This window comes from Micromonospora sp. NPDC005305, assembly GCF_040607315.1.
Classification (GTDB): Bacteria; Actinomycetota; Actinomycetes; order Mycobacteriales; family Micromonosporaceae; genus Micromonospora.
In genome coordinates, this window is the sequence record NZ_JBEXGL010000016.1 from 60,587 (window position 1) to 74,145 (window position 13,559).

Below are 13,559 nucleotides of genomic sequence, written 5' to 3' on the forward strand. Positions count from 1 at the left end.
TCAGGTGAAGCCCGGATAAGCCCCAGGATATGTGTCAGATCAGACCATCGGCGCCGTTGCCGGCCCGGGGCGGGCCGTCACTGCGCACTGTAGTCGGCGTGGGTGTCCGCCGACACCGCGCCCCGGCCCGTCCCGGCCCCCGGATCGGCTACCGGTCAGTAGCTGACCTCGTGGTTCTCCCCCGCCTCCGGCGGCTGCCCGGTGACCGCGGCCCGGGCCAGGCCGAGCAGGTTCACCACGGTGCTGCCCGGGGCGTCCCAGTACTCGGCCGAGCCGGCGTGCACCCGGATCAGCGTGATGCCCGGGGTGTCCAGCCCGTCCGGGAACCAGGCCTTCAGCAGCGGGTTCCACAGCCGCTCGGCCCGGGCCCGGTCCCACTGCTCGACGGCCGTGCCGGCCACCGACACCCAGGCGTGGTGCCGCTGGTCGGAGAATCCGACGTTGACCTGCGGGTTGACCCGGATCTGGCGGACCTTCGCGGAGTCCGCGTACGCGAAGAACCACAGGTCGCCGTCGAACTCCGCCTCCTGGAGCCCCATCGGGCGGCTGACCAGCCGCCCGTCGACTGCGGTGGTGGTCAGCAGGCAGATTCGCGCGTCCCGGATCAGCTCGGTGACCCGGCGGCGGCCGTCCTCGGCGCTGGTCGGCTGCTGGCTCATGCGCCCTCCCTCGGCGATCGGTTCGAGGCGAACCGTGCCCGGGACAGAAACGGTCAAACCTGCCGACAGGTCACCGGTTGGTCATGGCCCGCCAACGGGCCAGGTTGTGCCGGGCGTCGACCAACGCGTCGTGCCGGTCCGCGTCGGCGTCCGGCAGCCGCGGCCGGCCCCGGTCGTCCCAGAGCTGGCGCAGCTCCTTGGTGAACCGGGGGATCTCCCGGGGCAGCGCCGGCATCGCCCCCCAGAGCTGGGCCAGCACGACGTGGTCGTACGCCGCGTACCAGGCCCAGAGCTCCAGCTGCTCCCCCGGCCGGTCCCGGATCGGCGCCATGAGGAACTCGTGGAGGTCGTCGCGGATCCGCTCCCGGGACCGCCAGGCCCGGTCGGCCGGCGAGGGGAGCTTGTCCAGCACGTTGCGGCGCACCCACGGCACGGCCCGGGAGTCGTCGAACTCGGTAGAGACCGCGTAGAACTCGCGGCCGTACTCGTCGACGACGCCGATCGACACCAGGTCGACGATCCGGCCGTCCTCGATGAATTCGCAGTCGTAGAAGTAGCGGTAGACCATCGGCACCATCCTCGCCCACCGCCGTCACCCGCCGGTCGCCGGGGCCGCCGCCGAGCTGGGACGGCAGGCCACGGCAGCTGGGGACGGTCACGGAAGTGTCTCCAGGGGTGTACAGCACGCGACGGGACCGTCATGATCTGATGTGTACCGCTACCGGACGCCGAACCGGTTGAGATGCCTTGTGCCGGGGATGACAGGTTCACCCGGTGTGGGTTGTGGTCCTTGACCGGGGAGGGGTTGGGCCGTGGAGATGCGCCTGCCGGAGCCGGGTGACGCGCTCACGGGCGTCGAGATGTTCGCCGGGCTGGAGCCGGAGGTGCGGCAGCGGGTGATCGCCGCGGCGGTGCCCCGCACCTACCGCAAGGGCCAGCTGCTGTTCGTCGAGAACGACCCCGGCGAGTCGCTGATCGTGCTGCGCCGCGGCGCGGTCGCCGTGTTCCGCACCGCCCCGACCGGCGAGCGCGCGGTGCTGTCGGTGATCCGGCCGCCGGACGTGCTGGGCGAGGTCTCCCTGTTGGACGCCTCCACCCGGTCGGCGTCGGCCGAAGCGATCGAGGACTGCGCCGCGCTGGCGCTGTCCCGCCCGGCCTTCATGGAGCTGGTGCACTCCAACCCGCGCATCCTCGACGCCGTGATGCGCTCCCTGGGCCAGCTGATCCGGCGGCTCACCGAGCAGAACGCCGACCACGTCTTCCTCGACCTGCCCGGCCGGGTGGCCAAGACGCTGGTCCGGCTGGCCGGCGAGAGCCAGGCCCCGATGATCACCATCGAGCTCAACCAGAGCCAGCTCGCCGAGATGGCCGGCGGCTCGCGACAGAGCGTCAACCAGGCCATCGGCTCCTTCGCCAGCCGCGGCTGGCTGCGCACTGAGGGCCGCCGGATCGTGGTCACCGACGTGGCCGCGCTCCGCCGCCGCGCGGGCATGAACGACCGCTGAGCACCGCCCGGTGACGGGCCGGTGGGGCCGGCGGGTCCACCGCCGGCCCCACCGTCGGCGTCACTTCCCCGTTGTGTCGGCCGGCGGCGCGCTCGGGCCGGGGCCGATCTTCTTCGGGTCGGTCTCCTTGGTCGGGGTGGTCGTCGTGGTCTCGGTCGATCCCGTGCCCGGCTGCTCTACCATGCCCTTTTCCTCCAGTTCGGCGAGGGTGACGGCGTCGACGTCGACCGTGTCTCCCGGCGTCCACACCGTCCCTCGTGGATCGGTCCAGGAGGCGGACAGCCGGACGTGCACGGCACTCTCCCTGTCGACGGAACTTCCTGGTACGGAAGACTAGACCCGGCCGATCAGCCGTGATGTCCCGCCGACCCGTCGGGTACCCGACTGCGCGGTCGCGCGGGACGATGGGGACCTCACGCGTACGGAGCTGGACATCGACCTCACCTGTGGACACTGCTCCCGGACCGCCGGACCGGACGACCGTTACTGCGGTGGTTGCGGCCGGCCCCTCGCGGCGACCTGCCCGGGCTGCGGTCACGCCAACAACGCCGAGGCGAACTTCTGCACCAACTGCGGGCAGCCGCTGCGCGACCACGCCGTCTCGGTGCAGGAGGACCGCCGGCAGGTCAGCGTGCTCTTCATCGACATCGTGGACTTCACCGCCTACGCGGAACGCGCCGACCCGGAGCAGGCTCGCGGGCTCCAGCAGGTGTACTTCGGCACGGTGCGCCGGCTGGTGCACCAGTACGGCGGCGTGGTGGAGAAGTACATCGGCGACGCGGTGATGGCGCTGTTCGGGGCGCCGGTGGCGACGGACAACGACGCGCTGCGCTGCGTACGGGCGGCGCTGGAGCTGCAACGGAGCCTGGCCCGCCAGCCGGCCGGTCCGCACCCGCCGCTCGGCTTCCGGGTCGGCATCGCCACCGGCGAGGCCCTGGTCGACCTCGCGGCCGCCCGCGACGGCGGCCAGGCGTTCGTCACCGGCGACGTGGTCAACACCGCGTCCCGGTTGCAGGGGCTGGCCCCCGCCGGCGGCGTCGTGGTCGACGAGAGCACCTGGGCGGCCACCCGGCACGAGATGGAGTACGCCGACCAACCCCCCGTGACGCTGCGGGGGCGGTCGGCGGTCACCCGGCTCTGGCTGGCCGTGCGCGCCCGGCCCCGCCGCGACGGGCAGACCGCCGAGCTGACCCCGATGGTCGACCGGGACCACGAGCGGGGCCTGCTGGTCAGCGCGCTGCACCGCACCGTCACCGAACGCACCTCCCAGCTGCTGACCGTCTTCGGGCCGGCCGGGGTGGGCAAGAGCCGGCTGCTGCGCGAGCTGGCCCGGCACGCGGCGAACCTGCCCGGCGCGCGGGTGACCTGGCTGATCGGCCACTGCCCGCCGTTCGGGGAGAACGTCACCTACGCCGCCCTGGCCGACATCGTCCGGAGCTGGATCGGGCTGCCCGACTCCGACGATCCCGCCGCCATGCGCGAGCGCCTGCGGGACCGGCTGGGCCGGCTGGCCGACCCGCACGCGGTGCGGCTGGCCGAGGCGTTGGGCCCGCTGGTCGGCGTGCCCGGCGAACGGCTCACCTCCGCCGAGACGGAGGCGGCCTGGCGGCGGTTCCTGCTCACGCTGGCCACCACCGGTCCGACGGTGCTCGTCTTCGAGGACATGCACTGGGCCGACGAGACGATGCTCTCCTTCGTCGAGCAGCTCGGCGCGGCCGCCCGCAACGTGCCGCTGCTGGTGATCGCCACCGCTCGCCCGGAGCTGCGGGAGCGGCACCCGGCGTGGACGGGCACGATCAGCGGCGCGATGTCCATCTCGGTGCCGCCCATGCACGACGGGGACATCGACACCCTCTACTCGCTGCTGCTCGGCCACGCCACGCTGCCGGCGGAGGCCCGCGGGCCGCTGCTCGAGTTCGCCGACGGCAATCCGCTGTACGCCCAGGAGTACGCGCGGATGCTGCTCGACGGCGGGCTCGTCGACCGGACGACCGCCCTCCCCCCGCTGGACCCGATGGGTGGCACGGGGATGCCGCGGACCGTCCAGGCGGTCATCGCCAACCGGCTGGACCTGCTCGACGCGGCCGACCGGGCGGTCCTGCAGGCCGCCTCGGTGGTGGGCGTGCAGTTCTGGGCGGCGCCGGTGGCCCTGGCCCTGGGCCGGCCCGCGGAGTGGGTGGAGCGGGCGCTGCACCGCCTCCAGCGCCGCGACCTGGTCTACGAGCTGCCCGCCTCGACCATGCCGGGCCAGCCCGAGTACCGGTTCCGGCACATCCTGGTGCGCGACGTCTGCTACCAGCGGCTGCCCCGGGCGGAACGGGTCACCCGGCACCAGCGCACCGCCGACTGGCTCGAACAGCTCGCCGACGGACGGCAGCACGACCTGGCCGAGGTGCTGGCCAACCACCGGTGGGCGGCGCACGAGATCGCCCGCACGGTCGGCCTCGACCCGGCCCCGTACGCCCGGGCCACCCGGACGGCGCTGCACCGGGCCGCCCGGCGGGCGTACGCGCTGCACGCGCTGGACACCGCGGCCACGCTGGTGGGCCGCGCGCTGGCGGTGGAGTGCGGACCGGACCCGTCGCTGGAGCTGTTCGAGGCGGAGCTGGCGTTCTACCGGGACCAGGACGGGTTCCTGGTCGACGGGGGCACCGACTCCCTCACCTCACTCGCGGACCGGCTGGCGGGGGCGGGCGACCTGCCGGGCGCGGCGAAGGCGTGGCGGTTGCTGGCCACCGCGGCGTGGGCCCGGGCGGACCGGTCGGAGACGCTGCGCTGCCTGGACCGGGCGATCCGGCTGCACGCCGAGCTGCCGGACAGCGAGGACAAGGTCGGCGCGCTGCTGGAGCTGGCCCGGATGCACATGCTCGACGCGGAGGCCGAGCCCGCGTGCGTCGCCGCCCGGGCCGCCGCCGAACTGGCCGAGCGGCTGGAGCTGCGTGAGGCGCGGGCGAACGCCCGGATCACCCTGGCGGTGGCGCGCTACCAGGCCGGCGTCGACGGGGCGTACGCCGAACTCGCCGAGGTGACCGAGGAGTGCCGGGTGGAGCGGCTGACCAGCCGCCGGCGCGCCGTGCACAACCTGGCCTGGGCGCTGCAGGAGGAGGGCGACCTGACCGGCTCGGCCCGCCTGGTCGACGAGCAGCGCTCGCTGGACCTGGCCGGCGAGCACGGCCTCACGGTCAGCTTCGCCGACCAGTGGACCCGGTCGTACTACAGCGGCGACTGGACGGCGGCGTTGCGGATGGCCGAGGGGTCGACCCGGCGCCCGACCGACGAATGGGACCTGCACATCGTGGCGGTCTCCGGCTGGATCCGCGCCCTCGGCGACGCGCCCGCCGGTGACGGCACGGACGGCGCCGGCGCCGACCTGGTGGACCAGGCGCTGGTCGCCGCCCGGCGCAGCGGCTTCCTGCGGGTGCTGCGGTCCACCGTGGCGCACGCCGCGCTGTGCCGGGCGGTGCAGGGCCGCCGGGACGAGGCGCTGGAGCTGCTCGCCGAACTCGACGCCGACTGGCGGCGGACCCAGATGATCCCGTTCGCGGAGTGGGTGCCGGCGGTCGGGCACGTGGCGGGGGTGCTCGGTGGGGAGGCGGCACTCCTGGTCCGGGACCTGCTGGCCCGGGCTCCCCGGACGACGCGCTGGGCGCGGGCGGCCGGCCGCTCCGCCGATGCGGCGCTGGCCCGGCGGGACGGCGACACCCGGAGGGCCGCCGGCCTGTTCAGCTCGGCGGCGGAGAGCTACGCCGACATGACCGACGTCACCGACCACGTCATCGCGTCCGCCCTCGCGGTGCGGCCGCTGGCCGAGGTGGATCCGGCGGCCGCGGCGGAGATGCTCGCCCGGGTGCGCGCCTTCGCCGAACGGCACGCCGCCGGCGGCCTGCTCCGGATCGCCGGGGTCGGCTGACGTCAGGCGGGCACCGGCTCCGGGGGCCGGGCCTTCGCCTTCTGCGCGTACATGTCCACGTACTCGCGGCCGGAGAGTTCCATGAGCTCGTACATGATCTCGTCGGTGACGGCGCGCTCGACGAACCGGTCGCCGGACATCCCGGCGTAGCGGGTGAAGTCCAGCGGGGCGCCGAAGCGGATCCGCACCCGGCCCAGGTTGGGGACGATCTGACCGGTCGGCTGGATGGCGTCGGAGTTGAGCATGGCCATCGGCACGACGGGGGCGCCGCTCTCCAGGGCGAGCCGGGCCACCCCGGTCTTGCCCCGGTAGAGGCGGCCGTCGGGCGAGCGGGTGCCCTCCGGATAGATGCCCGCGATGCCGCCGGAGCGCAGCACCGTGAGCTGGGTGTCCAGCGCGGCGCGGGCCGCCCGGCCGCCGGAGCGGTCCACCGGGATGGTGCCGGAGCCGACGAAGAACATCTTGGTCAGCCAGCCCTTGAGGCCCCTACCGGTGAAATATTCGGCTTTCGCGATGAATGTGACTTTTCGCTTGACGATCAGCGGGGTGAAGATCGAGTCCGAGAACGAGAGGTGGTTGCTGGCCAGGATCACCGGGCCGTCCTCCGGGACGTTCTCCAGCCCCTCCACCTGCGGGCGGAAGATCAACCTCAGCAGCGGGCCGAGGATGATGTACTTCAGCAGCCAGTACAGCACCGGGGTCCTTCCAGGCGGGAGCGGTGACGGGCCACGATCGCCGGGGCCGCCGGGACCGTGCCCGGGGCGCCGTCGGCGAGCGGGACTGTCGGGGAAGAGCGTACGAAGAGGGAGCGGCACGCCACAACGCACTCCCGGAACCGGGTCCCGACGTGTCAGGATTCAGGGCACGACGATGCGGCGAAGGGGGTGTCCGGTGTCAGGGGGTGGGCCCCGTCGGGGACGGCGGGACAACGGGCTCGACGCGGCCGAGTACGCGGTCGCGGGCGACGTCGATCCGCGCGTAGGTGAGCACCTGCTCGACGTGCTCGCCGCGGGCGGGATCGCCGCCTACCTCCAGCCCTCGGCCGACCTCAACCCGGTGACCCGCACCACCACGGTCCCGTCCCGCCCGATCGACCGGCTCTACGTCGACCGCTCGCACCTGACCACCGCCCGCGACTACCTCACGCAGCTCAGCGACGAGGAGGGCCGCGAGCCGGCCCGCGACGACGAGCCGGACATCGAGGCCGAGTGGGCGAAGATCGTCGCCGGTTTCCACACCGCGCCGAGCGCCGGGAGCCACCCCTGGCCGGCCGCGGAGGACGTCGACGAGCCGGTGGACCCGACCACCCCGGCCGGCGGCGCACCGGGCCGTGCCGAGGAGACCGCCGGTCCGACCGCCACCGACGTGCGCCGGCTGCCCTACGCGGCGGACGTCTCCGGCATCTCGCTGAGCCGCGGGCGGCAGGACGAGCCCTCGCTCCTGGACGGCCTGGACACCTTCGGCGCCGACCTGCCCGGCGGCGAGGACGAGGAGCATTTCACCCCGCCACCGCCGCCCCCGCTGCCGCGCTTCTCGAAGTACGCGGTGCTGGGCGTGCTCTGCATCGTGGTCGGGTTCCTGCTGTTCCTGTCGCCGACCGTGCTGTCGGTGGTCGACCCGTCGGTGGTGACCCTGCTCGGCTTCACCGGCATCCTGGCCGGCTTCGTGATGCTGATCTGGCGGCTGCGCCCCGGCGACTCCGACGAGCACGACCCGGACGACGGCGCAGTCGTCTGACCCCGCTCGGCACCGGCCGCCCGGATGGCGGGACACGCGCGTCCCGGGCCGACCGTGTAACAGGGGTGTAACTTACTGTCAGTAGGAATACCGCTGAACGTCACTTCGCGCACCGGCTGTCCGGGTTGTGCGCCTCCTCCGGTGGTCGGTCCTCTGCTGATCGGAATGCCCGAGATGCGACAGAGTCCCCTCGTGGTGGTCGCCAACCGCCTCCCCATCGACGACAGTGTGGCGCCGGACGGCGCCTTCGAGTGGCGCCGCAGCCCCGGCGGCCTCATGAACGCCCTGCACCCCCTGCTCCGGCACACCCCGGCGACCTGGGTGGGCTGGGCCGGCGGCACCGGCCCGGCCCCGCAGCTGCCCGACGTGGACGGGGTCCGGATGCGCGCCGTCGCGCTCAACGGCGAGGACTTCCGCGACCACTACGAGGGCTTCGCCAACGCCACCCTCTGGCCGCTCTACCACGACGCGGTCGAGCAACCCGAATATCACCGGCGCTGGTGGGAGGCGTACCAGCGGGTCAACCAGCGGTTCGCGGAGGCCGCCGCCGAGGTGGCCGAGCCCGGCGGGCTGGTCTGGGTGCAGGACTACCACCTCCAGCTCGTGCCGGGGCTGCTCCGCGACCTCCGCCCCGACCTGCGGATCGGCTTCTTCCTGCACGTGCCGTTCCCGCCGCCGGAGCTGTTCATGCAGCTCCCCCGCCGCGCCGAGCTGCTGCGCGGGATGCTCGGCGCCGACCTGATCGGCTTCCAGCGGGCCCAGGCCGCGCACAACTTCGCCCAGCTCGCGGCGAAGGTGCTCGACCTGCCCGCCACCGACCGGCGGATCGGCGTCGGCGACCGGGTGGTCCGCATCGGCGCCTTCCCGGTCTCCATCGACACCGCCGAGATGGGCGCGCTCGCCGCCCGGCCCGACGTCGCCGACCGGGCCCGGCGGCTGCGCCAGGATCTCGGCGACCCGGAGCGGGTCATCCTCAGCGTCGACCGGATGGACTACACCAAAGGCATCGAGCAGCGGCTCAAGGCCTACCACGAGCTGCTGACCAGCGGGGACGTCAAGGTCCGGGACACCGTGCTGGTGCAGGTGGTGGTGCCCAGCCGGGACCGGGTGGCCCAGTACCAGGTCCTCCGCGACCGGGTGGAGCACCAGGTCGGCCGGATCAACGGCGAGTTCGGCCGGGTGGGCGAGCCGGCCATCCACTACCTGAGCCAGCCCTTCGACCGCACCGAACTGGTCGCCCTCTACCGGATCGCCGACGTGATGGCGGTGACCCCGCTGCGGGACGGGATGAACCTGGTGGCCAAGGAGTACGTGGCCGCCCGGGTCGACGGCACCGGCGCGCTGCTGCTCAGCGAGTTCGCCGGGGCGGCCGCCGAGCTGGCGCAGGCGTACCTGGTCAATCCGCACGACCTGGACGGGCTCAAGGCCGCGCTGCTGGCCGCCCTGCGGGCCGCGCCGGAGGATGTCGCGGCCCGGATGCGGGCCATGCGGGAGCACCTGAGCCGCAACGACATCCACACCTGGGCGGGCTCCTACCTGAGCGCGCTGGAGGAAACGGCCCTGGTCACCCGGCGCACCAGGGCCGGCTGACCCCGCACTCAGCCGAGGGCGGGCGCCGGGTCCTTCTCCAGCCAGTCGAGGATCGCGTCGACCGGTTCCCGCCAGCGGGCGTCGAGCATCAGGTCGTGCCCCATGCCGGGAAACAGCAGCGGGGCCGAGGCGTAGCGGCGGGCGGCCCGGGTCAGCGCGGCCGCCGGCACCACCCGGTCGTCGGGGCTGCCCAGCACGAGCACCGGCGGGCGGCCCACCGCCGGCTCCGGCTGCCGCCCGGTGAGCAGCTGCCACTGCGCCCGGCGGCCGGCCCGGCCCAGCCGGGCGAGGTGCCGGCGGGCGTCGGCGTCGGGCAGTTCCCGGCTGAACAGCTGCCGGCGGTTCAGGCGCAGGCCGGCGCCGAACACCGCGGGCACCGTGCCGGCCGGGTTGCGGCGCAGCGCCGTGCCGAGGGTGCCCCAGCCGCCGAGCACCGGCGCCACCAGCACCGCCGCCCGGGCCGGGTAGCGGGCCAGGGCGTGCGCGACCACCCGGGCGCCGGCACCGTGCCCCACCAGCACCGCCTGCCGCGGCAGGCTCGCCGCCACCTGGACCACGTCATGGGTGTACGACCGCAGCGTCGCCCCCGGCGCCGCCTCGCTGCCGCCGTGCCCGCGCAGGCTCAGCGCGTACGCCGGGAAGCCGCGCCCGGCGGCGTGCCCCAGCCAGTGCTCGGCGAACGCCCACGCCCCGTGCCCGAACCCGGGCACGAACAGCAGGGGCGGCTTCGCCTGGTCCAGCTCGGGCACCGCCGCGACGACCTCGCGGCGGGCCGGCCGCTCCGGACGGGCCCACTCCCAGCCCCGGACGACCCGCACCCGCTCGGCAGTCACTTGTCCTCCAGGTCTCGGAGCGCCCGCTGGAGCGCGCGCAGGTAGTCGGCGTGCCCGACCTCGAACCAGTGCCGGGTGCTGTCCTTCACCCGGCCCGAGTACCGCTCGCCGAGACCGGCCGCGACCCGCTGGCCGAACGCGGCGGCCCGGTCCGGGCGGGTGGCGCGCAGGGTGAGCAGCCGGGCGAAGAGCACGCTCTGCCAGTGCGAGATGGGGAAGATACCGGAGTCCGGCTGCACCAGGCCCACCACGGCCAGGGTGGGGTGCCCGGCGGCGAACGCGTTCAGCCAGAGCCGGGGCCGGCCCGAGCCGTCCGCGTCGCCGAGCACCCGGCCCTCCAGGAACTCGAAGCGCGGCAGGTAGCCGGTGGCGAACACGACCAGCTCGGGGTCGATCTCCCGGCCGTCGGCCAGCACGACCGTGCGGTCGCCGAACCGCGCGACGTCCGGCACCGGGCTGATCTCGCCGTGGCCCACGTAGTAGACGAGCTGGCTGTTGGCGATCGGGTGGGTCTCGTAGACCCGGTGGTCGGGCCGGGGCAGGCCGAACCGGGTGAGGTCGCCGACGGTGAGCCGCAGCGTCCAGTGGTAGAGCCACTGCCGCACCCGCAGCGGCACCCGCAACGCGAGCAGCGTGTCGTTGACCTGGTCGGCGGGGCGGCCGAGGACGTACTTCGGGGCGTACCAGTAGCCGCGGCGGGTGGAGTGCCAGCAACGGGACGCCTGCTGGGCCGCCTCGACCGCGATGTCGCAGCCGGTGTTGCCGGCGCCGACCACCAGCACCCGCTTGCCGCGCAGCTGCGCCGGGTCCTTGTAGGACGAGGCGTGCATGACCTCGCCGCGGAACTGCTCCAGCCCCTCGTAGCGGGGCAGCTTCGGCGACCAGTTGTGCCCGTTGGCGAGCACCACGCCGGCGTAGCGCGAGGTGCGCTCCGGGCCGTAGCCGCCGGTGCTGCGGGTCGTGACATCCCAGCGGTCCCCCTCGACCGGCTCCACCCGGACCACCTCGGTGCCGAACCAGACATGCTGGCGCAGGTCGAAGTGGTCGGCGTAGCGCTCGAAGTAGGACAGCAACTGGGCGTGGTGCGGGTAGTCCGGCCAGTCGTCCGGCATCGGGAAGTCGGGGAACTGGGTGAACGGCCGGGACGAGATGAGGTGCGTGCTGGCGTAGACCGGGCTGCGGTCGTGCCGCCAGTTCCACGCCCCGCCGACGCCGGTCTCCCGCTCGTAGCAGTCCACGCCGAAGCCGGCCTCGCGGAGGTTCTTCACGGCGGTCAGGCCGCTGGCCCCGGCGCCGATGACGCAGACGGTGTCGCCCCGGTCGGAGACCGGGCGGCCGTCCCGGGTCGGGGCGACCGTCGGGTCCGGATCGGGACGGCCGAGCTCGGTGGAGGAGGACACCGGGGAATCTCCTTTTGTGCGGCACGAGTGCCGGGTCGGTGCGAAATCCTGCCGACAATGCCCGCCGTTGTCCAGCCGCCGCAGGGTGGAGTGTTGCGGCGACCCGTTTCCGTGGCGCTGCGTGACGAGCCGAGCGATCACTCAGCGTGTGGCCTGGCCACCGCTCCCCGTCACACGGCCATCGGCGCGCCACCGGCCGGCGCCGGACCGTGGCACGACGCGGGCAGGTGGCCGTGCGGTGAGCGCGCGGGGCGTCAGGCGCCGGCGGGCAGCAGCAGGTCCACGAGGACCGGGAAGTGGTCGCTGGCCTGCCGCGTCCGCGGGGTGTCCACCACGTCGTAGTCGACCACACTGATCCGGGGGTCGACGAACAGGGCGTCGATCCGCCGGCGGGGGTTCGCGCAGGAGTAGGTGAGCCGGTCGGCCCGGTCCATCGCGACGGCCGCGTCGGTCAGTCCGTCCGCGACGGCCCGCCAGGCCGCCCCGTCCGGCCCCTCGTTCAGGTCTGCGCCGGCCACCACGGGCAGCGTCGCGGCGGCCAGTTCCCGCTTGAACGCGGCCGCCTGGGCGGGCCGCTCCGCCGGGTCGGTGGAGAGGTGGGAGCCGGCCAGCAGGAACCGCGTGCCGCCCACGAGGCACTCGGCGTACGCGGCGCCGCGCAGGTGCCGCCCCGGTGTCAGCGGGTAGCGCTGGCAGCGGGTGGCCGTCGCCCGCACGCGCAGGCTGGTGAGCAGCACGTTGCCCAGCGACGGCAGGCCGCCGGCCGCGACGACCAGCCCGAACGAGTCGGCCAGCGTGGCGCACTTCTGCCGCCACCGGAACCGCCGTGGCCCCTCCTGGACGATCACCACGTCCGGCGCGGCCTCCCGGACCACCTCGGCCAGCGCCGCGGTGTCGTCCCGCTGGCTGTGGATGTTGTAGGAGACGACCCGCAGCGGCACGCCTGCGTCGGCCACGTCAGATCCGCCGGGCCAGGTCGGCGGCGCCGATGACGCCCGCGGTGTTGCCCAGCTCGGCCGGGCGCACCTCGGCGACGGGCAGGCGGCTGCGCTGGGCCAGGGCGTCGGTGAACGACCGGCGGGTCGGGCCGAGCAGCAGGTCACCGGCGTCGATCACGCCACCGCCGACCACCAGCACCTGCGGGTCGAGGATCTGCGCCATGTCGGCGAGGCTGGTGCCGAGCCAGCGGCCGACCTGCGCGAACGCCTCGGTGGAGACCGGGTCCCCGCCCTTCGCGGCGGCGGTCACCATCGGCCCGCTGATCCCCTCGGCCTCACCGCCGGCCAGCTCCAGCAGGGCGGCGGCCCGGTGCGGCTCCTGGCGGGCGGCGGCGCGGGCGAAGCGGACCAGGGCGCTGCCGCTGGCGTACTGCTCGATGCAGCCGAGCCGGCCGCAGCCGCACTGGTGGCCGTCCGGCACGGTGAGCATGTGCCCCAGCTCGGCCGCGATGCCGTGGGCGCCGCGGACCAGCTCGCCGCCGAGCACGATTCCGCCGCCCACCCCGGTGCCGATGGTGAACATGACCATCGAGTCGTCGGCGTCCCGGGCCGCGCCGTAGCGGAACTCGGCCCAGGCCGCGACGTTGCCGTCGTTCTCCACGATCACCGGCAGGCCGGTGGCGTTGCTGACGTACTCGCGCAGCGGCTCGTCCCGCCAGGCGAGGTTGGGGGCGAAGAGCACGGTGGAGCGGGAGGCGTCGATCCAGCCGGCCGCGCCGATGCCGACCGCGTCGACGGTCCGGCCGGTGGCCAGCTCGCTGACCAGCTCGGTGATGACGTCGCGGGTCTTGGCCACGTCGTCGGCGGGGGTGTCCCGGCGGGCCTGCACAAGAACCCTGCCGGTGTCGTCCACGACACCGCCGGCCACCTTCGTGCCACCGACGTCGACTCCGATGGTCAGCGTCACCGCTGCCACTCCCCTCTGCT

12 protein-coding genes are annotated in these 13,559 nt (G+C 74.3%); 4 read left to right on the forward strand and 8 right to left on the reverse strand.

Features of this window, described 5'->3' with window-relative positions; all coding sequences use genetic code 11:
• Positions 1 to 155: 155 nt before the first annotated feature.
• Positions 156 to 659: a pyridoxamine 5'-phosphate oxidase family protein gene (locus tag ABZS80_RS24000; RefSeq protein WP_355059145.1), complete on the reverse strand. Its 504-nt coding sequence runs from the start codon at positions 657 to 659 to the stop codon at positions 156 to 158.
• 70 nt (positions 660 to 729) lie between these two features.
• Positions 730 to 1,227, reverse strand: coding sequence for a polyadenylate-specific 3'-exoribonuclease AS (locus ABZS80_RS24005; RefSeq protein WP_355059261.1), 498 nt, complete (start codon positions 1,225 to 1,227; stop codon positions 730 to 732).
• Between the two features lie 244 nt (positions 1,228 to 1,471).
• On the opposite strand from ABZS80_RS24005, the gene ABZS80_RS24010 reads away from it, so the two are divergent.
• Positions 1,472 to 2,164, forward strand: coding sequence for a Crp/Fnr family transcriptional regulator (locus ABZS80_RS24010; RefSeq protein ID WP_091268212.1), 693 nt, complete (start codon positions 1,472 to 1,474; stop codon positions 2,162 to 2,164).
• A gap of 60 nt (positions 2,165 to 2,224) precedes the next feature.
• Here the strand turns inward: ABZS80_RS24010 and ABZS80_RS24015 are convergent, their stop codons facing one another.
• Positions 2,225 to 2,458 carry a hypothetical protein gene (locus ABZS80_RS24015; protein WP_151461220.1) on the reverse strand — a complete coding sequence of 78 codons (234 nt, stop codon included), beginning with the start codon at positions 2,456 to 2,458 and terminating at the stop codon, positions 2,225 to 2,227.
• A 139-nt stretch (positions 2,459 to 2,597) separates the two neighbouring features.
• Between ABZS80_RS24015 and ABZS80_RS24020 the strand changes: the two genes are divergently transcribed.
• Entirely contained in the window at positions 2,598 to 6,074 is a 3,477-nt protein-coding gene (locus ABZS80_RS24020) for an adenylate/guanylate cyclase domain-containing protein (protein ID WP_355059263.1), read from the forward strand.
• A 2-nt stretch (positions 6,075 to 6,076) separates the two neighbouring features.
• Here the strand turns inward: ABZS80_RS24020 and ABZS80_RS24025 are convergent, their stop codons facing one another.
• Positions 6,077 to 6,769 (reverse strand): lysophospholipid acyltransferase family protein, encoded by a 693-nt coding sequence (locus tag ABZS80_RS24025; protein WP_355059147.1) that lies wholly within the window; start codon positions 6,767 to 6,769, stop codon positions 6,077 to 6,079.
• 196 nt (positions 6,770 to 6,965) lie between these two features.
• Between ABZS80_RS24025 and ABZS80_RS24030 the strand changes: the two genes are divergently transcribed.
• Together ABZS80_RS24030 and ABZS80_RS24035 are read left to right on the forward strand one after the other, a co-directional pair.
• On the forward strand, positions 6,966 to 7,811 hold the full coding sequence (locus tag ABZS80_RS24030) for a DUF308 domain-containing protein (RefSeq protein ID WP_355059149.1): 846 nt from the start codon (positions 6,966 to 6,968) through the stop codon (positions 7,809 to 7,811).
• A 174-nt stretch (positions 7,812 to 7,985) separates the two neighbouring features.
• Entirely contained in the window at positions 7,986 to 9,401 is a 1,416-nt protein-coding gene (locus tag ABZS80_RS24035) for a trehalose-6-phosphate synthase (RefSeq protein WP_355059151.1), read from the forward strand.
• Between the two features lie 8 nt (positions 9,402 to 9,409).
• Here the strand turns inward: ABZS80_RS24035 and ABZS80_RS24040 are convergent, their stop codons facing one another.
• The 4 genes from ABZS80_RS24040 to ABZS80_RS24055 all read right to left on the reverse strand — a co-directional run bounded on the left by ABZS80_RS24040 (position 9,410) and on the right by ABZS80_RS24055 (position 13,539).
• On the reverse strand, positions 9,410 to 10,234 hold the full coding sequence (locus tag ABZS80_RS24040) for an alpha/beta fold hydrolase (protein ID WP_355059152.1): 825 nt from the start codon (positions 10,232 to 10,234) through the stop codon (positions 9,410 to 9,412).
• A complete protein-coding gene (locus tag ABZS80_RS24045; RefSeq protein ID WP_355059154.1) occupies positions 10,231 to 11,634 on the reverse strand; it encodes an NAD(P)-binding domain-containing protein in 1,404 nt (467 codons plus the stop codon). The genes ABZS80_RS24040 and ABZS80_RS24045 overlap by 4 nt, the downstream gene beginning before the upstream one ends.
• 254 nt (positions 11,635 to 11,888) lie before the next feature.
• The gene (locus ABZS80_RS24050; RefSeq protein WP_151461213.1) at positions 11,889 to 12,590 is read right to left on the reverse strand and encodes an endonuclease/exonuclease/phosphatase family protein; all 702 of its coding nucleotides are present in this window, start codon (positions 12,588 to 12,590) and stop codon (positions 11,889 to 11,891) included.
• 1 nt (position 12,591) lies between these two features.
• Entirely contained in the window at positions 12,592 to 13,539 is a 948-nt protein-coding gene (locus ABZS80_RS24055; protein ID WP_151461212.1) for an ROK family glucokinase, read from the reverse strand.
• Between the last annotated feature and the right edge of the window lie 20 nt (positions 13,540 to 13,559).

Bases quoted from the DNA above. Each gene is read 5' to 3' on its own strand.
- ABZS80_RS24035 (WP_355059151.1), top strand. From the start codon at position 7,986: ATGCGACAGAGTCCCCTCGTGGTGGTCGCCAACCGCCTCCCCATCGAC.
- ABZS80_RS24005 (WP_355059261.1), bottom strand. From the start codon at position 1,227: ATGGTCTACCGCTACTTCTACGACTGCGAATTCATCGAGGACGGCCGG.
- ABZS80_RS24000 (WP_355059145.1), bottom strand. From the start codon at position 659: ATGAGCCAGCAGCCGACCAGCGCCGAGGACGGCCGCCGCCGGGTCACC.